The following is an 18,797-nucleotide window of genomic DNA, read 5'->3' on the forward strand; positions in this document are numbered from 1 at the left end:
GCCGCCGCGGCGTGCTCTCCGTCGTGACCACTGCCGTCGTCGGCTCCCTGCTCAGCGGCTGCTTCGCCGCGGGCGGGAGCGGGAGCGCCTCGGACGGTGCGAACGGCGCGGACGGGCGGATACGGGTCGCGATGATGCAGCCCCCTCGTTCCGGCCTCTCCCCGCTCTCCGACGACGCCTTCAAGCTGTCGCGGTGGTCGACCGCCGAGACGCTCGTGCGGCTCGACCGCGACGGCAACGCCGTCCCCGCACTCGCCACCGGCTGGCGGCAGAACGGGCGGACCTGGACCTTCGCGGTGCGCGAGGGCGTCACCTTCCACGACGGCAGCCCGCTCACCGCCGGCGACGTCGTCCGCTCCCTGACCGCCGCCGCGCAGGCCTCGCCGAAGCCCCGCATCCTGGACGGCGTCGACCTCTCGGTCCGTGCCACGGACCCGCGCACCGTCACCGTCACCACGGCCGCCGACGACCCCCTCGTCCCCCAGCGGCTCAGCTCCCCGCAGCTGTCGGTCCTCGCGGCGAAGGCCTACACGGGCGCGACCGTGAACCCGGTCGGCGCCGGGACCGGGCCCTTCGTCCTCGTCCGCGCGGACGGCACCGCCTCCGCCACCCTCGACCGGTACGACAACTACTGGGGCGGCAGGGCCAAGGCGGCGGGAATCGACGTCCGGTACGTCCCCGACGGCACGGCCCGGGCCGCCGCCCTGCGCAGCGGCGAGGCCGACATCGTCGAGGCGGTCCCCGTCTCCCAGGCAGGACTCCTCGCCCCCGGGCTCGTCACCGAGGTCCCGATGCCGCGCACCAACACCCTCTACCTCAACACCCGGAAGGGCCCCTTCGCCGACCCCGCCCTCCGCGCCGCGGCCCGTGCCGCCGTCGACGCGCGCGCCCTGGTGACCGGCGTGTACGAGAACCGGGCCGACGTCGCCGAGGGACTCCTCGGTCCCGCACTCCCCTGGGCCGCCGAGCTCCGCCAGCCGGTGCGCCGCTCCCCCGCCGCCGCCCCGAAGGGCGCCCGGATCACCATCGGCACCTTCACCGACCGGGCCGAGCTGCCCGAGGTCGCGCAACTCCTCCAGCAGCAGCTGCGCGCGGCCGGGTTCACCGTCACCCTCGACGTCCGGTCCTACTCCGCCATCGAGGCGGACGCCCTAGCCGGGAAGTTCGACGCCTTCGTCCTGTCCCGGGCCACGGTCCTCGACTCCGGCGACCCGGCCGCGTACCTCTACAGCGACTTCGCCGGCGACGGATCCTTCAACCTCTCCCAGCTCGCCGATCCCGCTGTCGACAAGGCGCTCGCCGCCGCCTCGGCCGCCCCGGCGGGCGAGTCCCGCCGCCGGGCGGTCGTCGCGGCCGAGGCCGCCGTGCTCGCCACGGACGCCGCCGTGCCGATGCTCCACGAGCGGGTGGTCCAGGGCGGTTCGACCCGCGTCGTGGACGCCGCGCACGATCCGCGCGAGCGCGAGCTCGTCACCGTCGACACCTTCGTACGGTGAGGGCTCCCGCACCGGGCTCCCGTACGGCCGCGGCGGTCGCGCGCGGCGGCGCTCTCCTCGCCGTCCTGGTGGCCGTCGGCCTGCTGCCCTGGCTCTCCGGCAAGGACCCGGCGCTCGCCGTGCTGCGGGCCCGGTCGGCCGAACAGGAGCCGACGGCCGAGGCCTTGGGCGCCATCCGCGCCGACCTCGGGCTCGACGCCGGCCCCGGGGAACGGCTCGGCGACTGGGCCGCCGAGGTGCTCCGCGGCGACCTGGGCGTCTCCTGGGTGTCGGGCACGGACGTCCTCCCCTCGGTGCTCGCCGGTCTCGGGGTGTCGCTGACGCTCATGGGCGCGGCGCTGCTCGTCGCCCTCCTCGTCGGCACGGTCCTCGCGCTGCCCGTCCTGCTCGGGGGCCGGGCCACGACCGGCACGGTGGCGGCGGTCCTGGCGTCCGTCCCCGAGTTCCTGCTCTCGCTGGGGCTGTTGATCGCCGTCGGCGTGTGGCTCGGGTGGCTTCCCACCTCCGGCTGGGCGGGTCCTGAACACCTCGTCCTGCCCGCGCTCGCCCTGGGCGTCCCGGCGGGCGCGCTGCTCGGGCGGCTCGTCGCCGACGCCCTGCCCGCCGTCCTCCAGGAGCGGTGGGCGGAGCTGTGGCGCGGCGCCGGGACCGGACGGGCCCGGATCACCCTGGCCGCGCTGCGGCGGGTACTGCCCGCGCTCGCCGGGCAGTTCGGCCTCGTGGTCGTCGGCCTCACGGGCGGGGCCGTCGCCGTCGAGACGGTCTTCGCCGTCCCCGGCATCGGCCGGGCGGCTCTCGGCGCGGCGACCTCGCAGGACCTGCCGCTGCTCCAGGCCTGCGTCCTCGCGCTGCTCGGCCTGGGACTCCTGGCGGGCGCTGCGGCCGGGGCCGTCCGCCGTCTGATGCTCGGGCCCGCGCTGCGCGAGTCCGGGCTCGCGCTGCCGCCGCCGAGACCGTCGAGGGTGCCGCCGTTCGTGCCGTGGGCGCTGGTCGGCGTGCTGGCCGGGGTCATCGGCTGGGGGCTGGCGGGTGATCCGTACGCCGTCGACGTGTCGGCGCGCCTCGCCGGTCCTTCGGCGGCCCATCCCCTCGGGGCGGACGCGCTCGGCCGCGACGTCCTGGCCCGGCTGGGGCACGGAGCGGCGGCGACGGTCGGCACGGCCGCCGCCGTGACGTTCCTGAGCTGGGTGACCGCGCTCGCGCTCGGCGTGCTGCCGGGTGTGGCGGCCGGGTTCGCCGACGTGGCGAACGCCCTGCCGCCCGTCCTCATCGGCCTCCTGGTCGCCGCCGTCACGGGGCCGGGGACGGCGGTGGCGGCGCTGGCCGTGACCCTGGGCGCCTGGCCCCCGCTCGCCGCGCACGCGGCGGCGCTCACGCAGGAGGTGCGCGCCTCCGGGTTCCTCGTGGCGCAACGGGCGATCGGCGCGCCGGCGTGGTGGGTGTGGACCCGGCACGTCCTGCCCTCGGTCGCGGGCCCGGTCGCCCGGCACGCCGTGCTGCGTCTGCCCGGCGTGGCCCTCGCCCTGGCCTCGCTCGGTTTCCTCGGGCTCGGCGCCCCGCCGCCGTCGCCGGAGTGGGGGCTCCTGCTCGACGAGTCGGCCGACTACGTCGAGCGGGCTCCCGTCGCCGCGCTCGCGCCCGCCGCGGCCCTGGCGCTGCTCGGCGCGCTCGCCGTCTGTCTCTCCCAGGCCTCACCCCGCCGGGGCGCGCGCCGAGGTGCCCGCGCCGCTCGCCCCGTGCCGTCCGTCCCCCTCCTCAGGAAGGTCCGTCTCCGTGTCTCCCGTTCCCTCGCCGCCGGTACCCGGGCCGCGTGAGCCGCTCCTCCGCGTCGAGGACGTGTCGGTCGCATTCTCCGGCGGCCCTCCCGCCGTGCGCGGGGTGAGTTTCGAGGTGGGCTCCGGCGAGGTGTTCGCCCTGGTCGGCGAGTCCGGCGCGGGGAAGACGCTGACCGCGCGGGCGGTCCTCGGCCTGGCGCCGCGCGGGGCCGTCGTGACCGGCCGGGTGCTGCTGCACGGCGCGCCCGTCGCCCCCGGCGACCTCGGGCGCCGCCTCGCCTGGGTCCCGCAGGACGCCATGTCGGCGCTCTCCCCCGTCCACCGGGTGGACACCCAACTCGCCCTCGCCGTGCGCTCCGTGGCGCCCCGGCCCCACCGGCCGGGACGGCACGAGGCGCGGGACGTCGCCCGGCGCGCGCTCGCCGAGGTCGGCCTTCCCGAGGAGGCCGTGTCGGCGTACCCCCACGCGCTCTCGGGCGGGATGCGCCAGCGCGCGGTCATCGCGATGGCCCTGGTCAACGGGGCCCGTCTGGTCGTCGCCGACGAGCCGACCACCGCGCTCGACCCGGCGCGGCGCGAGCAGGTCCTCGGCCTGTTGCGGGAGCGGTGCGCGGCGGCCGGGGCCGGGCTGCTCCTCGTCAGCCACGACCTCGAAGCGGTACGGCGGCACGCCGACCGCGTGGCCGTCCTGTACGCCGGGGGGCTCGTCGAGTCCGGCCGCGCCGCGCCCGTGCTCGACCGCCCGCTCGCTCCGTACACCCAGGGCCTGGTACGCGCGCTGCCGACGGCCGCGCTGCCGCACCGCTCCCGGCTGCCCGTCCTCGTCGGACACGCTCCGGACCCGGGCGCTCCGGGTCCGGCCGCCGCGGAACCCGGCTGCGCGTTCGCCCCGCGCTGCCCCCGGGTCGCCTCCGGCTGCCGGGACGAGGCGCCCTCCCCGCGACCGGTCGACGGGCGTCTCGTCGCCTGCCACCACCCGGTGGAGGCGGCCGCGTGAACGCCCTGCTCGACGTCCGCGACCTCGTCGTCCGCCGGGGCGGCCGTACCGTCCTGGACGGGGCGACGTTCACGGTCGCCGCCGGGGAGACCGTCGGACTCGTCGGCCCGTCCGGCTGCGGCAAGTCGACGACGGCCGCCGCCGTCCTGCGGCTGCTGCGACCCGACTCCGGCTCCGTCCGGTTCGACGGCGTCGAGCTGACGTCGCTGCCCGAGCGCCGGCTGCGGGCCCTGCGGCCGCGCTTCCAGCCCGTCTTCCAGGACCCCTACGGCGCCCTCTCCCCGCGGCGCCGCGTCCGCGACCAGATCGCCGAACCCCTGAGGGTCCACGGCCTGTGGTCCGCCGCCGACGGGCCGGCGCGCGTCGAGGAGCTCCTCGGTCTCGTGGGCCTCGACGGCGCGCTCGGGGCGCGGCTGCCGCACGAGCTGTCCGGCGGCCAGTGCCAGCGCGTGGGGATCGCGCGCGCCCTGGCCACCCGGCCCGAGCTGCTCGTCCTCGACGAGCCCACCTCGGCGCTCGACCCGTCGGTCAGAGCGGGCGTCCTCAATCTGCTGATGGACCTTCAGGACTCCCTGGGCATCGGTTCCCTGTTCGTCTCCCACGACCTGCCGACCGTGCGGCACGTCTGCGACCGGGTCCTGACCCTGCGCGACGGGCGACTCGTCGCCTCAGACCAGTGAGGCCGCGAGGGCCTCGGCGAAGCCGTCCGGGTTGTCGAGCATCATGTTGTGCCCGGCGCCCGGGATCTCGGTCACGGATATGCCGAGCGCGGCCATCCGCGCCGCTTCGGCGTCCGGCAGGGTCCACTCCCCCACGAGGAAGGACCGGACCGTCGTGAGCGCGACGAGGAGGTCACCGGGGGCGGGTTCGCACCCCTCCACGAGCGCGACCGCGCTGCGGTGCACCGCGCGGGGATCGGCGAGGCGCAGCCGGGCCGCGTAGTCGGGGCGGTCGCACTCGGCGACCATGCGGGCGAACCCGGCCGTCACGAAGGCCTCTTCGTCCTGGGCGGCCACCGGCGAGCTGAACGCGCCTCCCCCCGCGTACAGATTGGGCTCGGCGACGACCAGCCGCCGGAACAGCTCCGGCCGGTCCGCGGCGAGCCGGATGGCGACGGCGCCGCCCATCGAATGGCCGATCAGGTCGACGGAGGTGAGCCCGAGATGGTCGATGATCCGGGCGACCACGGCGGCCTGGGACTCCACGCGGTAGTCGAAGTCCGCCGGCCGGTCGCTCAGACCGAAGCCGAGCAGGTCGACGAGGAGGGCGCGGCCTCCGCCGAGCGCCGGGTGGGTGGCGACGTGCGCGAAGTCCGAGGCGGCCGTGCACCCGAGTCCGTGGACGAAGACCCGCACCGGGCCGTCGCCGGGCAGGTCGATCCAGCGCACGTACGCCCGCTCGTCCTCCAAGAACAGTTCCCGCATGACGTGCTCCCCCGTGCCGGTTCGTTCGGTGATTCAGTCGTTCGGTGACTCAGTCGTTCGGTGATGTGGTGACGCAGTCGTTCAGCCACTCTAGGAGTCACCACTGACAACGGCCCGTGCGACTACGCACCCGCGGTTGAGTACGCGTGCTCATGTGGCCCGCTCCCCGCCCCGAGACGATGGTCATGTCACCGCGTCGTCCTCGGATCAGGGGGCTTTACCGTGCTCAGCCGCATCTCCGCGAACCTCGTCCCGTTCTTCGGGCGGCTCACCGTCACGACCGACCCCGAGGCGCGGGTCGAGCCCGGCAGCATCATCGTCGTGAACCACACCTCGTCGGCCGACTCGGCGCTCGTCCTGGCCGCACTGCGCAGGCGGTGGGCCGTCGAACCGGTGCTCCTGGCGACCGCGGGACTCTGGCGAGTGCCGGTCCTCAACCGGGTGCTGGTGCGCGACGGGTACGTGCCCGTGTTCCGGAACACGCCCCGGGCCTCCGCCGCCCTCGACCAGGCGGCGGTCGCGCTGGCCTCGGGCCGGAACGTGATGCTGTACGCGGAGGGACGCCTCCCGGTCCGCCGGGACGCCGCCGAGACCCCGCCGGAGGACTTCCGCACCGGACTCGCGCGGCTCGCTCGGGCGACCGGGGCGCCGGTGGTCCCGATCGGGCAGGCCGGTGCCCGCCGGATCATCTCCGGCGGGCGGACGAAGCAGCTCGCCGGGGTCCTGACGGCCCCGGTCCGGCGGCCCGGCCTGCACGTCCACATCGGTGCGCCGATCCGGCTGCCCGAGGACGTCGCCGAGGCGACCGCGATGGCCCACGGCGCCGTCACCGCCGCCTGGCGGACGGCGGCCGGGGCGCTGGGCGAACCCGCCGCCCTCCCGGACGGGCGGGCGCCCTTCGCCACCACGCGCCGGGGCCGCCGCTGGTCCCTCCGGCGCCGTCGCGCCTGACGCCCGCGGCGAGCCGCCTCTCAGGGGGCGGTCCGCCGGACAGGTCCTAGCGGCCGCCGAGCCCCAGGTCGCCGCCGGCGGGCACGGCGAAGTACCGGGCCACGTCCTCGTCCGTGACCTCGGCGAGCGTGCGCGGGGTCCAGTGCGGGTCGCGGTCCTTGTCGACGACCTGCGCGCGGATCCCCTCGACCAGGTCGGCGGTGGACAGGGCCGCGCAGGAGACCCGGTACTCGAGGTCCAGGACCTCTTCGAGGGTCGCGAGGGCCCGGGAGCGCCGCAGGGTCGCCAGGGTGGCCTTGAGCGCCGTCGGGGACTTCGCGAGGAGCGTGGTGGCCGCCTCCTTGGCGGCGGGGGCGCCGGTGTCGAAGAGGCGCTCGACGATCTCCTCGACCGTCGCGGCGGCGTAGCAGGCGTCGATCCACTCCCGCTGCTCGGCGAGGACGCCGTGCGTCGGCGTCACGGCGTGGCGGGCGACGGCCTCGGCGGCCGGAAGCTCGGCCAGGTCGCGGACGAGGGCGGGGAGTTCGGCCGAGGCCACGGTGTGGTCGGCGAGCCCGACGAGCAGGGCGTCGGCGGCTCCGACGTGCCCGCCGGTGAGGGCGAGGTGGGTGCCGAGTTCGCCGGGAGCCCGGCCGAGGAGGTACGTACCGCCGACGTCGGGGACGAAGCCGATCCCGGTCTCCGGCATGGCGACCCGGGACCGTTCGGTGACGACGCGGACGGAGCCGTGCGCGGAGACGCCGACGCCACCGCCCATGACGATGCCGTCCATGAGGGCCACGTACGGCTTGGGGTAGCGGGCGATGCGCGCGTTGAGGCGGTACTCGTCCCGCCAGAAGGCGGCGGAGGCGGTGCCGGCGGCGCGGGCGTCGTCGTGGATGGCGCGGATGTCCCCGCCGGCGCACAACCCGCGCTCCCCCGCGCCCTCGATGACGACGGTGGTGACGGCCGGGTCGTCCTCCCACGCGGTGAGGGCGCGGTCGACGGCGAGGACCATGGGGTGGGTGAGCGCGTTGATGGCGCGCGGGCGGTTCAGGGTGACGAACCCGGCCCGGCCCTCCGTGCGGAGGAGTACGTCGGGCGTTCCGGTCTCCACGATCACTCGTTCCCTTCCCCTTGGCTGCGGCGCTGTCCGGGCCACCGTACCCGGCCCGCCGCGCGGCCGACCTGCGGAGAGGAAGAGGGAAGGAAAGAGGGAGGGAGAGGGAGAGGGAGGGGGCGGGGCGGGAAGGACTCATCCGCTTCTCGCGGATCCTGATTGCGCGGTGCGCGGTCCCGAGAGACCGCTACTCCGCGTCCTCACGCCGAGTCCTTCCCGTCACTTCCATGGAACCACCGCCGGGGACGGCACGCACCCGGCGCGCGGCGTCCCCGGCGGGCGGTTTCAGGCGGGAAGCAGGTCCTGCGGGATCCGGACCTGGCGAGGGGTCGCCAGGCGGAGCTCGATGATGTCCCTGACCGCGGGCCATTCCTCGTCGAGGATCGAGTAGAACGCCGTGTCACGGACCGCGCCGTCGAGACCGCGGGAATGGGCGCGGCGGACACCTTCGCAGGTGGCGCCGAGCCGTTCGATCGCGATCCGGGACCGGGTGTTGCGGGCGTCGGCGCGCAGGGTGATCCGGCGGACGCCCCAGTGTTCGAAGGCGTGCCGCAGCATCAGGAGCTTGGCCTCGGTGTTGATGCCGGTGCCTCTGGCCTCGCCGCCGATCCAGGTGTTGCCGATCTCGGCGGCGTCCGGGACGGCGGTCAGCGGATCGCCGTGGGGCATGCCGGGCACCGGCGGCCAGACCAGCGGCCCGCGCCAGTAGTCGAGTTCGAGGAAGCGGGTCGAGCCGATGACGCGTTCGTCGGCCGTACTGACCAGGGCGAAGGGCAGGCATCTGCCTGCCGCCTGGTCGGCGAGGGCGCGGGCGATGTAGTCGAGGGCCGATTCCAGGCCGTCGGGCACGGGGGTGAAGGCGTAGGCCGATCGGTCCGCCCCGCCGGCCCGCGCGAGGGCTTCGGCGTGCCGCATCGCCAGCGGCTCCAGGCGCACGGAGCGCCCGGTCAGGAGAACAGGTACTGGCACGGAACCTCGGGTCTTTCACGGGCAGGGGAAGCTTCCACTGCGGAAGGAACCGCAGCGGCAGCAGGGAGGGGGTTCTCGCCGGTGCCTGTGGCGTCAAGAGCGACAAACAAGCAGGTAAAACGGTTCGGCACCGGTGCGAGGAGGACAGTATGCAGCCACAACCGCTCCGAGAACAGAACCCCGAACGAACCCGGGCGCACGCGCGGGTGAAGCCTGTCTCGCGCCCGGGTTCGGCGGTCTCAGGGGACGGACGGAGCCGCCCGCCAGTCGGACGCCGTGGGTGCTCAGGCGCAGGTGGGATGGCCCCAGCCGTCGGAGTTCTTCGCGATGGTCTCGCCCTTGTCGTAGGACTTCCCACAGCGGCAGCGGCCCGGGAATCTCGCCTTGAGGGTGCCGCCGTTCGGGCGAGCGCGACCGCTCGACGAGCCGGAGGAGCGGGCCGACGACGCCCCGGGGGCGGTGGCGCGCCCCGAGGGCGCGGAGGCGCGCTTGCGGGGCGCGGAGGCGCGCGAGGCGGGCTCCGGCGGCGGGAGGGGCGATCCCGTGGCGGAACCGAGGGGTTCCTGCGTACGGGCGGAGTGGCTGGCCGCGCGGTCGGCGGCGTCGTTGAGGGGGTCGCCGTCGACCTGGTGGGCCGGGGTGTAGACGAAGTCGATGTCCCGGCCGGTAAGGAGGGCGTCGATGCGGACGACGAGGTCCTTGTTGGCCACGGGGGTGCCCGCGGCCGTCTTCCAGCCCTTGCGCCGCCATCCGGGCAGCCAGGTCGTGACGGCCTTCATCGCGTACTGCGAGTCCATGCGGACCTCGGCGGGTACGGCGGGGTCGAGGGTTTCGAGCAGTCGTTCCAGGGCCGTGAGTTCGGCGACGTTGTTGGTCGCGCGGCCCAGCGGGCCGGCCTCCCAGCGGTCGACCGCTCCGTCGGCGCCGCCGATGACCCAGGCCCAGGCAGCGGGGCCGGGGTTTCCCTTGGACGCGCCGTCGCACGCGGCGATGATCTTTTCCACCATCCCACGATCCTGACACGGCGGCGGGGGTGGGCGAAGCCACCTCCCGCCGCCGGTCGCACCGAGCCGACCTGCGGTTTCCGGCCACGGAGGCCTACCCGCCACACGCGCCGCGCGAGCTGTGCGAACCGCGCGAGCTGTGCGAGCCGCGCGGGGCCGGAGCAGCGCGCCGTCAGAAGTTGCCGTAGTTGACCTGCCAGGTCGGCAGGCCCATGCGGCGCCACAGGGCCACGACGCGGTCCCGGTCGTCCAGGGAGACGCGGACCGCGTACCGGTGGCGGACGTGCGCGTCGAAGAGCTCCGCCTTCACGAGGTCGTCGCCGCGGCCGTCGCCGGAGGCACGCATCCACAGCTCGTCGTAGGGCACCTCGTACCGCGCGAGCCAGGCCTCCGTGAGCTCGCGGTGGTCCTCGCTGCGCCCGGACAGCAGCACGATCCGGTCGCTCTCGGCGTGCCGGAAGGCCCGCAGGGCGTCGCGGACGGGGATGTTCAGGAGGTCGAGGCCGCAGCGCGTGAAGTCGTACGGTCCCCGGTCGCCGCGCAGCGCGAGGGTGCCGTCGATGTCGCAGAGGACGGCCGACGGGAGCGCGGGGTCGGGAACGTACGGCGTCCCGGCCTCCTGGCCGCCGAGCCACTCGGCGGTGAGGCGCCAGCCGCCGCGGGTGGCCTTCGCGTGCTTGTCGGCGAGGATCCGGATGATCTCCTCTCCGACGGGCCGCTCGCGGGCCGCGTCGCGGCGGACGCACTCGTCGGCGGACACGTCGGTGAAGTCGTGGACGACGAAGGTGACCTCGCGGCCCACGAGGGCGGCCTTGAGCCGCTTGGGGATGTGCGGGGTCAGGTGGGTGTTGTCGATCACGACGTCGAACCCGTCGTCGACAGCGCCGCGCACGGCGGCGTCCTGGATGGCCAGGACGGTCCGCTCGTGCTCGTACGAACGGCCGCGCTCGGGCGCGGGCACGTCCAGCATGGCCCGCAGGTCGTCGAGGTTGACGCGGCGTACGCGTCCCTCGGCGGCGGCCTGGAGGGCCCGGGCGGCCGTCGTCTTCCCGGAGGCCGGGAGGCCGGTCATGACATGGACGACAGGCACGTTCAGTTCTCCTCGTCGTGTGTGAAGGGGTCGGTGGCCTCGGGGCGCAGCCGGCGCCACACGAGGAGCTGGGTGTCGCGCCCGTCGAGGCGCAGGAAGAGCAGGGCGCGCAGGGCCGGGTCGGGCACCCGCGCCGCCTCGCGGGCGAACGCGGCGCGGTCGCCCGCGAGGTGGGCCAGGCGGTCGTACGCCTCGTCGAGCTCGCGCTCGCGGCGGGCTGCGGCCGCTTCGAGGCCGGCGATCACCTCGCGCACCCAGGCGTCGAACTCGTCCGGCACCTGGTCGAGGAGGGCGTCGAGCGGCTTGCCGCCGTGCGCCTCGACCTCGGCGACGGAGCAGCCGATGCCGCCCGCCACCTGCTTGGCGGGCAGGGCGGCGAAGCGCTGGATGCCGTGGCCGCGCCAGATGTCCCGCTCGGTGACGCCGGTGAGGACCTTGTGGAGGCGCACGTACTCGGCGATCTTCGCCTTGGCGCGGACGCCGGAGGCGAAGCGCAGGACGAAGCCCTCGGCGTCCATGCCGGTCGCGCGGGCGCCGCCGGGGAGCGTGTTCGACTCCGTGAGGGCGACGAGCTCGTCGACGGTCATGGCCGGCCAGACCCGCACGACGGAGCCGAGCGGGCCCCAGCCCTCGGCGGCCTCGGCGAGCGGTGTCTCGGTCCCGTCCGCGCCGAAGGCGGCGAGCAGGACGAGGTCACGGCGGGCGCCGTAGTCCACGACGATCCGGTTCTCGGGGTAGATCACCTCGGCGAGGTACGTCACACCGGGGACCAGGCCCGAGGTGTCGGCGGCGTCGAGGCGGCGCTGCGCCCAGGTCGCCTGGGTGCTGGTGAAGGAGCCCTTGGAGGCCGCGCGCCACCGGTCCGCGAAATGGAAGACGACGGCGAGGCTGCCGTCCACCTTGTCGTACACCTCGAAGGGCTCGTCGGGCAGCGGCGGCGCGTAGGGGCGGCCGGAGGCGTGCTCGGAGAGGTTGAAGAACTTCGGGAGGGGCAGCGCGACGATCCGTCCGGTCTCGTCGTCCGCGACGAGACCGCGGCAGCTGAGGGTGGCGCGGTTCCAGCGCTGTTCGTACTGGCACGCGCGCGTGTAGGTGTAGATCGACAGCGGCAGCCGCGGGTGGCTCCTGCGGCTGATGTGGCCGGCGGCGAGCGCCTCGTCGAGCTCCTCGGGCGCCATCAGGTCGTGCAGAGTCAGGGTCTCCTGGCTCATGGGTCCCTCCCTGGGGTCAGGTGATCCATTCTCCGGGCGGGGCGGGGCGAAGGACACCGGTTTTCCCGGTCCGCGGCCTCCCCGATCCCGGGCGTGTCGGTGGAGCCCCGTAGACTCGCCGTCTGCCCGTCGATGACGGAACCGACGCAGTCGAAGGAAGCGAGCCCCATGAACCACGCGGACGGCACGGCACCGATCTACGCCGAGCTCATACGGGAACGGGGGGATGTTCCGGGTGACGTCCGGCAGGCCGCCGAGGAGGTCCTGCGCGACCTCAGCCGGGTGATCCAGCTTCCGCCGCAGGGTGTGCCCGTGCCGCAGGGCGCCGTCGCGCACGCCGGTGTCGGCGCGCCCATGGGCCAGCCGGGCCTGCCGGTCCCGCAGCAGGGCCTCGTCCCCCAACCGGGCCTTCCCGGCCCGCAGGCCGGCGTCGTGCCGATGCCGCAGCAGGGCGGGATGGGACACCAGGGCGGCATGCCTCAGCAGGGCGGCATGGGGCAGCAGCAGGGCGGCATGACGCAGGCCGCCGCGATGGGGCAGACGGCCGCCATGGCCGTCGTGCCGCAGCGCCCGGTGCGCTGACGCTCGTCCCTCACCGGGTCGGACGGCCGTTGTCGGTGCCGTCGCCCATGATGGTTCCTCGAAGGGCCTGTGCCGCAGGGGGGCGGGCCGCGCACGGGACCGGGGGACCGACGACATGGCCGAGGTACTGCTCTTCCACCACGCTCTCGGACTGACGGACGGGGTCGTCGCGCTCGCCGACGAGCTCCGCCGCGCGGGACACACGGTGCACACGCCCGACCTGTTCGACGGGGAGACGTTCGACGACCTGGAGGTCGGCGTCGCGTACGCGCAGGAGGTCGGGTTCGACGTCCTGGCCGAGCGGGGCGTGGCGGCGGCCGACGGGCTGCCGAAGGAGCTGGTGTACGCCGGGATCTCGCTCGGCGTCGTGCCCGCGCAGAGGCTGGCGCAGACCCGGCCCGGGGCGCTCGGTGTGCTGCTCCTGAGCGGCTGCGTGCCGGAGGACGCGTTCGGTCCCGCGTGGCCCGAGGGCGTCCCCGTGCAGGTGCACGCCATGGACGCCGACCCCTTCTTCGTGGACGACGGCGACCTGGACGCGGCCCGCGCGCTCGTCGCGGGCGCCGAGGACCGTGCGCTCTTCCTGTACCCCGGCGCCGAGCACCTCTTCGTGGAGCGGGGCTCCGCCTCCTTCGTGCCGGACGCCTCGGAGGCGTCGTTCGCCCGGATTCGCGACTTCCTGGGCGGCCTCGCCGGCTGAGCCCGCGGGGCCGTGGGGTCAGCCGATCGGTCGACCCCGGGGTCGTCCGATCCGGCGTCGGCCGGGGGCCGGGCGACGGACCGCGCGGGGCGCGCCGCGGGCGGAGGATCGGGACTGTCGCGGAGACCGCTTCCCGGTGGTGCCGTCCGCGTCCGTCCCGTACCGAGACCGAGGTGTCCGCCATGACGACGTTCCGCCGTGCTTCCCGCCCCGCCCGGGTCCTCGTGCCGGGTGCCATCGCCGTGGCCCTGCTGGCCGGCTGTGCTCAGGGGGGAGGCGGGTCGGCGTCGGCCGGGACGTCGCCGTCCTCGGTCGCCGCCTCCTCGGTCGTTCCGTCCTCCTCGGCTGCCGCTCCCGCTCCCTCCGTCACGGTCACGCCGGCGCCGGAGGGCACTCCGTCGGCCTCCGCCTCCTCGCGCGCCTCCTCCCCCGCCCCGGCCGCCGCCGCCGGCACGCTGCTCGTCACCGACTTCGGCTCCGACACGGTCACCTTCGTGGACCCGACGCGCGGGGCCACCGGATCCGTGAAGGTGGGGACCGCTCCGTACGGTCTCGTCGTCGGCAAGGACGGCAGGGCCTGGGTGGCGACCGCCGAGGGCGTGGCCGTCGTGGACACGGCGAGCCGTGAGCGCCTCGCCCTCGTCCCGTACCGGACGGACGCGGGGCCGGTGGGCACGGGCGAGTACCGGGGCGGCGGCATGGGCATCGCGATGGCGCCGGACGGCCGTCGCGTCTACGTCGGGGTGAACGTGCCCGGCGGGAACGGCACGCTGGAGGTCCTCGACACGACGAGCCTGGAGGTCACGGAGACCGTGCCGGTGGGGCGTCGGCCCTTCGACGTGGACGTGTCGCGGGACGGTGCCGAGGTGTACGTGACGAACCACGACTCCTTCGACGTCACGGTCGTCTCCTCCGGGTCCCTCGCGCCCCGGCGGATCGAGGTGGCTCCGTACGGTACGGAGGGCGGGCTCGGTTCGTGGCTGAAACCGCACTACACGGCCGTGCGGCCCTCGGACGGCAGGCTGCTGCTGCCCTTCGAGGGCGAGCGGCTCGCCGTCGTCGATCCCCGGACGGGCCGGACGACGATCGAGCCGATGACGGCCAACACCCATCAGCACGGCGCCGCCGTGACGGCCGACGGGACGCTCCTGACGGTCGGGACGGGCCCGATCGACCCGTCGGAGGACGCGGGCCCCTCGCTCACCGTCCGGACCCCCGGCGGCGCCGAGCGGATCTATCCGCTGGAGGGGCCGCACGAGGACGTGGCCGTGTCCCGCGACGGGAGGACGGCCTACGTGAGCGGGGGCTTCACCCGGGACGGCTACTGGGACGGGCTGACCGTCATCGACCTCGCGTCGGGCGACACGCGCCGGCTCCCCGCCGGCTCGCGCCCGCTGGGGATCGCCGTCCTCTGACGGCCTCCCGCTTCACGCGTTCTCCCGCTCCGCGGCGGCGAGGTAGCGGCGCAGGGTGTCGTGGCTGTCCGGGGTGAACGGCTGCTCCCGCATCATCCCGAGGAGCTCGGACTCCGACAGCCAGCCGTGCCACGTCACGTCGTCCGGGTCGGGCGTCGGGTCGTCGCCGAGGACCGCCTCGTGCACGGCGAGCCAGTGCGGGCTGAGGCCAGCGCGGTTGAGGAACGTCACGACGTGGCGGACCGGCGTCCGCACGCCCAGTTCCTCGGCGAGCTCGCGCGTCGCGGCCTCCTCGTAGGACTCGCCCACGGCGACGGCGCCGCCCGACGCGATCTCGTGGTGCCCGGGGAAACGGGAGAGGTTCCCGGAGCGGCGTTGCACGAGGATCCGGCCCTCCGGATCCCGGCAGACCGTCACGGCGATCCGGTGCAGCCAACCGCGGCGGACGGCCTCGCCCCGGCCGACCACCGCCACGACGCGGTCCTGCTCGTCGACGCGCTCGACCCGTTCGAGCTCCATGGCCACCCGGTCGCGGAGGAGCGCGTACTCCTCACGGAGTCTGCGCCACTCGGACACCGGCGGGCGGGGGACGACGACGCCTCCGACGACCGTCTCCCGGGGCCCGAACTGCTCGCGCGTGAGGTCGATCTCGACGCCCGGGCCCAGTCGGTTCCACCAGTGGTAGTCCACGCGCTCGCCGTCGACGTGGACCTCCCCGCGGATCAGGTCCCCTCCCAGGAGGTCGTTGAGCACCATGGCGGTCACCCCGCACTGGTCCCGGGCCGGGTTGTCACCGGTCCAGCGCGACCGGTACTCGGGGGTGCACGTCTCGGCGCTCCAACTGGCGCGTACGGCTCGTTCGATGTCGGAGAGAAGCAACGGTGTCATGCCCGTCATCCTGCCCGCGGGCACTGACAACGGGCCGGCACCGGCGCCGCGGGCGGCTCACTGCCGGGGCAGGACCGTCAGGACCCGTTCGATGAAGGCCTTGAAGTCGCTCATGAAGTCGGCCAGGAACTGCTGGGTGGTCGGCTCGGTGACCTCGCCGTCCTCCGTGAACAGTCCCGGGACGAACTGGATGTACGCCTCCGGCGCGTTCATCTGCGGCGAGTTGCAGAAGCTCAGCACCGAGCGGAGGCTCTGCTGGGCGACGGCGGTGCCGATCTTGCCGGGCGAGGCGCCGATGACCGCCGACGGCTTGTGGGTGAAGGAGTTGGTGCCCCACGGGCGGCTGGCCCAGTCGATGGCGTTCTTGAGGCCGCCGGGGATGGACCGGTTGTACTCGGGCGTCACGAAGAGGACGGCGTCGACGGAGGCGATGGCGTCCTTGAGCGCCTTGCCCTCGCGCGGGTAGTCGGCGTCGTAGTCGTGGTTGTAGAGCGGGAGGTCCTTGATGGGGATCTCCCGGAACTCCAGGCCGGGGGGCGCGACGCGGAGGAGCGCCCTGGAGAGGATCCGGTTGATGGACTTCTCCGACAGACTGCCGACGAAGTAGCCGACCTGGTACGTGGTGCCCATGCGCGCTGTGCCGCCTTCCGTGATCGGGTGTCCCGCGGTCCCTCCCCGTGCCGCCCCGGCAACGTAACCCGGGACCCGCGGGGCGGCCACCGCTGTGGCGCGGCCCCGGTTCAGGCGGACAGGTGGCTGCGGAACGCGTGGCGGCCCCGGGCGAGCAGGCCGTGGATGCGCAGCCCGAGCTGGTCGGGCTCGGTGATGGGCTGGGCGAACGGGAGCCGGACGTCCCGCCGCGTGTCGAGGTGTTCGAGGCGCAGGGTGATGCCGTAGCGGTCGAGGGCGAGGGGCAGGGCGCGGAGGAGGCCGTGGGTGGCGGTCGGGTCGAGGAGGCCGAGCAGACGGACGACCAGATCGGGGTGGTCGGCGACGAGATGGTGGAGCATGCCGGCCTCGCAGCCGGCGACGGGGTCGGTCTCCGCCGTCTCCAGCTGGGCCAGGGGCACGAAGGTGCGTCCCGCGGCGTCCTCGAGGACCGCCTGCCCCAGCCGCATGCAGACGCTGTCGGTGGTGTCCGTGCTGTAGGGGGCGTCGACGAGGCCGGTGAGCGTCACCCGGGCGCGGACGCGGTCCCGTACGGGCACGGGGGCGATGTCGGTGAGCTCGACGCGGATCGGCACGGACGGCGTCCCCGCGCCGGCGCCGCCGGGCGCGGAGGCGTCGGCGGGTTCGTGGAGGTGGATGCGGCCCATCGCGGCCGTTCCGTCGAGGTTGTGGACGTCGTGGTGCCGGCCGTCGGAGACGACGGTCATGGAGTGGGCCACCGTGATGATCGACCGCATCCGCTCGGCGGGGGTGGGGCCCTGGGCGGGGGTGACGCGGCGCATGAGTACTCCAGGAGAGGTCGCGGACACGAGGCGTAGCTAACTTAGGGCAGCCTAACCTAACTCGCCCGCGGGGCGGTAGGGCGCCTCCCCCGCCGGTGGAGGGACGCCCGCGGGCCGCCGCCTACAACCCCACGATCAGCTGGATGCAGACGATCTTGACGAGGATCGCGAGCGCGAACAGCGTCGCGTAGCCGGTGTTGACGCGACTGTCGGAGACCCGGCTGTTGGCGTACGCGGTGATGGCGGGATTGCCGACGTACCCCGCGAGGAGCCCCATCGTCCTGGCCCGGCTCTGCCCGAGGAGCCGGGCCACCAGGACCATCAGGGCGTAGCTGAGGACGGCGCTGACGAACAGCACCGCGAGGAGCTTCAGGCCGAAGACCGAGAAGGCGTCGCGGCGGAAGGCGTAGCCCGAGGTGAGGCCGACGCAGGCGAGGAAGATCAGCAGGCCGATCTGCCGGAGGGTCAGGTTGGCGCGGGTCGGGAGCACCCACACGAGGGGCCCGGTGCGCCGGATCCGGCCGAGGACCATCGCCATGACGAGGGGCCCGGCCGCGGTGCCGAGCGAGAGGACCGTGGAGCCGATCGTCAGCTTCGGGATGCCGATGAGGAAGCCCGCGGCGAGACCGAGCCCCATGCTCACGGCGCTGACCTCGCTGACCTTGGCCTCGGTGTCGCCCAGATAGCCGGTCACCTCGGCGGTGCGCGCGCGGGGCATCGCGACGCGGACCCGGTCGTCGAGCTGGAGCAGCAGGTCGTCGTGGGCCAGGAGGTCCTGGTCGCCGCGGCGGACGCGGGTGGCCTTGGCGCCGAAGCGCTCGCCGAGGCCGAGTTCGGAGACCGTGCGTCCGGCGAGGTCGGGGTTGGTGAGCAGGATGCGGCGGTAGTCGACGACGTCGCGCCGGTCGAGGAGATGGGTCGGCGCCTCGGCGCCCAGCGCGGCGACGCCGGCCGCGACCGCCTCGGGGCCGCCGACGAGGACGAGCTGATCGCCGGGGGCGAGCGCGTCGATGTCGCGGGCGACCGCGGGAGCACCGCCCTCGGGCCGGTGCACGCTGGCGAGGAGCCGACCGTCGGCGGCGCCGGGGACCTCGGCCCAGCGGAACGGGCGCGTGACGTCGACGGTCCGGGTGACGAGCTCCCTCGGGAGTCCCGCGCCGGGGTCGCGGCGGGCGGTCCAGGTCCGTACGGCGGCGATGGCGGCGACGAAAAGGATGGTGAGAACGACGGCGAGGGGGTAGCCGATGGCGTAGCCGGTCGCCGCCTCGGTCGGGTCGTCGGAGGACGCCTGGGCGGCGGCCAGACCGGGCGTGGTGGTGCCGATGCCGGCGTAACCGCCCGCCAGAAAGGGGCCGCTGATGCCGAGGACCTTGTTCCCCAGGAGACCGACGGCGAGGGCCGTGACGACGAGGGCGGCGACGGCCCCGAGCATCACGGCGAGCTGCGGGCGCAGTTCGCGGAAGAACGCGGGGCCCGCTTCGAGGCCGACCGTGTACACGTACAGCGCCAGCCCGAGGACGGAGAGGCCCGCGGGGACGGCCTTGCCGATGTCCGGGTCGAGCGCGCCGAGCAGCAGACCGACGAAGAGGACGCCCGCGGCGCCGAGCTTGACCGGCCCGAAGCGGACCATGCCGAAGAGCGAGCCCGCCGCAATGACGATAAAAAGGGTGAACCACGGATAGTCAGCGAAAAATTGCCACATGGACATACTCAGGCACATATCAGGGCTTTGTGCACGCTCATGCGTG

18 protein-coding genes and 1 pseudogene are annotated in these 18,797 nt (G+C 74.8%); 8 read left to right on the forward strand and 11 right to left on the reverse strand.

The features are described from left to right. Nucleotides 1-23 precede the first annotated feature (23 nt). From AB0G79_RS30250 to AB0G79_RS30265, 4 genes are all read left to right on the forward strand, one after another. Nucleotides 24-1,496 carry an ABC transporter substrate-binding protein gene (locus tag AB0G79_RS30250; RefSeq protein ID WP_360812044.1) on the forward strand — a complete coding sequence of 491 codons (1,473 nt, stop codon included), beginning with the start codon at nucleotides 24-26 and terminating at the stop codon, nucleotides 1,494-1,496. Then, on the forward strand, nucleotides 1,493-3,310 hold the full coding sequence (locus AB0G79_RS30255; protein ID WP_360812046.1) for an ABC transporter permease subunit: 1,818 nt from the start codon (nucleotides 1,493-1,495) through the stop codon (nucleotides 3,308-3,310). Before AB0G79_RS30250 ends, AB0G79_RS30255 begins: the two co-directional genes overlap by 4 nt. 64 nt (nucleotides 3,311-3,374) lie before the next feature. Then, nucleotides 3,375-4,268, forward strand: coding sequence for an ABC transporter ATP-binding protein (locus AB0G79_RS30260; RefSeq protein ID WP_360812048.1), 894 nt, complete (start codon nucleotides 3,375-3,377; stop codon nucleotides 4,266-4,268). After that, nucleotides 4,265-4,948, forward strand: coding sequence for a dipeptide/oligopeptide/nickel ABC transporter ATP-binding protein (locus AB0G79_RS30265; RefSeq protein ID WP_360812050.1), 684 nt, complete (start codon nucleotides 4,265-4,267; stop codon nucleotides 4,946-4,948). The genes AB0G79_RS30260 and AB0G79_RS30265 overlap by 4 nt, the downstream gene beginning before the upstream one ends. Here the strand turns inward: AB0G79_RS30265 and AB0G79_RS30270 are convergent. Further along, complete coding sequence (locus AB0G79_RS30270) at nucleotides 4,937-5,692, reverse strand: alpha/beta hydrolase (RefSeq protein WP_360812052.1); 756 nt, start codon at nucleotides 5,690-5,692, stop codon at nucleotides 4,937-4,939. The two genes, AB0G79_RS30265 and AB0G79_RS30270, sit on opposite strands and share 12 nt — an antisense overlap. Nucleotides 5,693-5,914: 222 nt before the next feature. On the opposite strand from AB0G79_RS30270, the gene AB0G79_RS30275 reads away from it, so the two are divergent. Continuing rightward, the gene (locus AB0G79_RS30275) at nucleotides 5,915-6,643 is read left to right on the forward strand and encodes a lysophospholipid acyltransferase family protein (RefSeq protein WP_360812054.1); all 729 of its coding nucleotides are present in this window, start codon (nucleotides 5,915-5,917) and stop codon (nucleotides 6,641-6,643) included. 46 nt (nucleotides 6,644-6,689) lie between these two features. Here the strand turns inward: AB0G79_RS30275 and AB0G79_RS30280 are convergent, their stop codons facing one another. From AB0G79_RS30280 to AB0G79_RS30300, 5 genes are all read right to left on the reverse strand, one after another. Further along, nucleotides 6,690-7,745, reverse strand: a complete 1,056-nt coding sequence (locus tag AB0G79_RS30280) for an enoyl-CoA hydratase/isomerase family protein (RefSeq protein ID WP_360812056.1) — start codon at nucleotides 7,743-7,745, stop codon at nucleotides 6,690-6,692. Nucleotides 7,746-8,027: 282 nt separating this feature from the next. Continuing rightward, nucleotides 8,028-8,711, reverse strand: a complete 684-nt coding sequence (locus tag AB0G79_RS30285; protein ID WP_360812058.1) for a GNAT family protein — start codon at nucleotides 8,709-8,711, stop codon at nucleotides 8,028-8,030. Nucleotides 8,712-8,995: 284 nt separating this feature from the next. Beyond that, nucleotides 8,996-9,718 carry a ribonuclease H gene (locus AB0G79_RS30290; RefSeq protein ID WP_360812060.1) on the reverse strand — a complete coding sequence of 241 codons (723 nt, stop codon included), beginning with the start codon at nucleotides 9,716-9,718 and terminating at the stop codon, nucleotides 8,996-8,998. 169 nt (nucleotides 9,719-9,887) lie between these two features. Further along, entirely contained in the window at nucleotides 9,888-10,805 is a 918-nt protein-coding gene (locus AB0G79_RS30295; protein ID WP_360812062.1) for an AAA family ATPase, read from the reverse strand. A gap of 2 nt (nucleotides 10,806-10,807) precedes the next feature. Further along, the gene (locus AB0G79_RS30300) at nucleotides 10,808-12,016 is read right to left on the reverse strand and encodes an RNA ligase (RefSeq protein ID WP_360812064.1); all 1,209 of its coding nucleotides are present in this window, start codon (nucleotides 12,014-12,016) and stop codon (nucleotides 10,808-10,810) included. Between the two features lie 168 nt (nucleotides 12,017-12,184). Here AB0G79_RS30300 and AB0G79_RS30305 point away from each other — a divergent pair, with 168 nt between their 5' ends. From AB0G79_RS30305 to AB0G79_RS30315, 3 genes are all read left to right on the forward strand, one after another. Continuing rightward, nucleotides 12,185-12,598, forward strand: coding sequence for a hypothetical protein (locus AB0G79_RS30305; protein ID WP_360812066.1), 414 nt, complete (start codon nucleotides 12,185-12,187; stop codon nucleotides 12,596-12,598). Nucleotides 12,599-12,713: 115 nt separating this feature from the next. Further along, nucleotides 12,714-13,295: a dienelactone hydrolase family protein gene (locus AB0G79_RS30310; RefSeq protein ID WP_360812068.1), complete on the forward strand. Its 582-nt coding sequence runs from the start codon at nucleotides 12,714-12,716 to the stop codon at nucleotides 13,293-13,295. Between the two features lie 182 nt (nucleotides 13,296-13,477). Further along, on the forward strand, nucleotides 13,478-14,710 hold the full coding sequence (locus tag AB0G79_RS30315; RefSeq protein WP_360812070.1) for a YncE family protein: 1,233 nt from the start codon (nucleotides 13,478-13,480) through the stop codon (nucleotides 14,708-14,710). A gap of 12 nt (nucleotides 14,711-14,722) precedes the next feature. On the opposite strand, the gene AB0G79_RS30320 is transcribed toward AB0G79_RS30315, so the two are convergent. The 5 genes and pseudogenes from AB0G79_RS30320 to AB0G79_RS30340 form a co-directional block, all read right to left on the reverse strand. Then, a complete protein-coding gene (locus tag AB0G79_RS30320; protein ID WP_360812131.1) occupies nucleotides 14,723-15,229 on the reverse strand; it encodes an NUDIX domain-containing protein in 507 nt (168 codons plus the stop codon). Beyond that, nucleotides 15,215-15,598 (reverse strand): annotated as a pseudogene (locus tag AB0G79_RS30325) (hypothetical protein); the annotation flags it as partial. The pseudogene AB0G79_RS30325 and the gene AB0G79_RS30320, both read right to left, overlap by 15 nt. Before the next feature lie 57 nt (nucleotides 15,599-15,655). Next, nucleotides 15,656-16,228, reverse strand: a complete 573-nt coding sequence (locus tag AB0G79_RS30330; RefSeq protein WP_360812072.1) for an NADPH-dependent FMN reductase — start codon at nucleotides 16,226-16,228, stop codon at nucleotides 15,656-15,658. Between the two features lie 110 nt (nucleotides 16,229-16,338). Further along, nucleotides 16,339-17,049, reverse strand: coding sequence for a DUF2470 domain-containing protein (locus tag AB0G79_RS30335; RefSeq protein ID WP_360812074.1), 711 nt, complete (start codon nucleotides 17,047-17,049; stop codon nucleotides 16,339-16,341). Between the two features lie 121 nt (nucleotides 17,050-17,170). Beyond that, nucleotides 17,171-18,751: a TrkA C-terminal domain-containing protein gene (locus AB0G79_RS30340; protein ID WP_360812076.1), complete on the reverse strand. Its 1,581-nt coding sequence runs from the start codon at nucleotides 18,749-18,751 to the stop codon at nucleotides 17,171-17,173. Nucleotides 18,752-18,797 lie beyond the last annotated feature (46 nt).

The sequence above is a fragment of the Streptomyces sp. NPDC020807 genome (genome assembly GCF_040641575.1).
Classification (GTDB): domain Bacteria; phylum Actinomycetota; class Actinomycetes; order Streptomycetales; family Streptomycetaceae; genus Streptomyces.

Coding starts and splice junctions, on each gene's coding strand:
- AB0G79_RS30270 (WP_360812052.1), bottom strand. CDS start 5,692: ATGCGGGAACTGTTCTTGGAGGACGAGCGGGCGTACGTGCGCTGGATC.
- AB0G79_RS30290 (WP_360812060.1), bottom strand. CDS start 9,718: ATGGTGGAAAAGATCATCGCCGCGTGCGACGGCGCGTCCAAGGGAAAC.
- AB0G79_RS30300 (WP_360812064.1), bottom strand. CDS start 12,016: ATGAGCCAGGAGACCCTGACTCTGCACGACCTGATGGCGCCCGAGGAG.
- AB0G79_RS30305 (WP_360812066.1), top strand. CDS start 12,185: ATGAACCACGCGGACGGCACGGCACCGATCTACGCCGAGCTCATACGG.
- AB0G79_RS30310 (WP_360812068.1), top strand. CDS start 12,714: ATGGCCGAGGTACTGCTCTTCCACCACGCTCTCGGACTGACGGACGGG.
- AB0G79_RS30315 (WP_360812070.1), top strand. CDS start 13,478: ATGACGACGTTCCGCCGTGCTTCCCGCCCCGCCCGGGTCCTCGTGCCG.
- AB0G79_RS30320 (WP_360812131.1), bottom strand. CDS start 15,229: ATGGAGCTCGAACGGGTCGAGCGCGTCGACGAGCAGGACCGCGTCGTG.
- AB0G79_RS30330 (WP_360812072.1), bottom strand. CDS start 16,228: ATGGGCACCACGTACCAGGTCGGCTACTTCGTCGGCAGTCTGTCGGAG.
- AB0G79_RS30335 (WP_360812074.1), bottom strand. CDS start 17,049: ATGCGCCGCGTCACCCCCGCCCAGGGCCCCACCCCCGCCGAGCGGATG.
- AB0G79_RS30340 (WP_360812076.1), bottom strand. CDS start 18,751: ATGTGGCAATTTTTCGCTGACTATCCGTGGTTCACCCTTTTTATCGTC.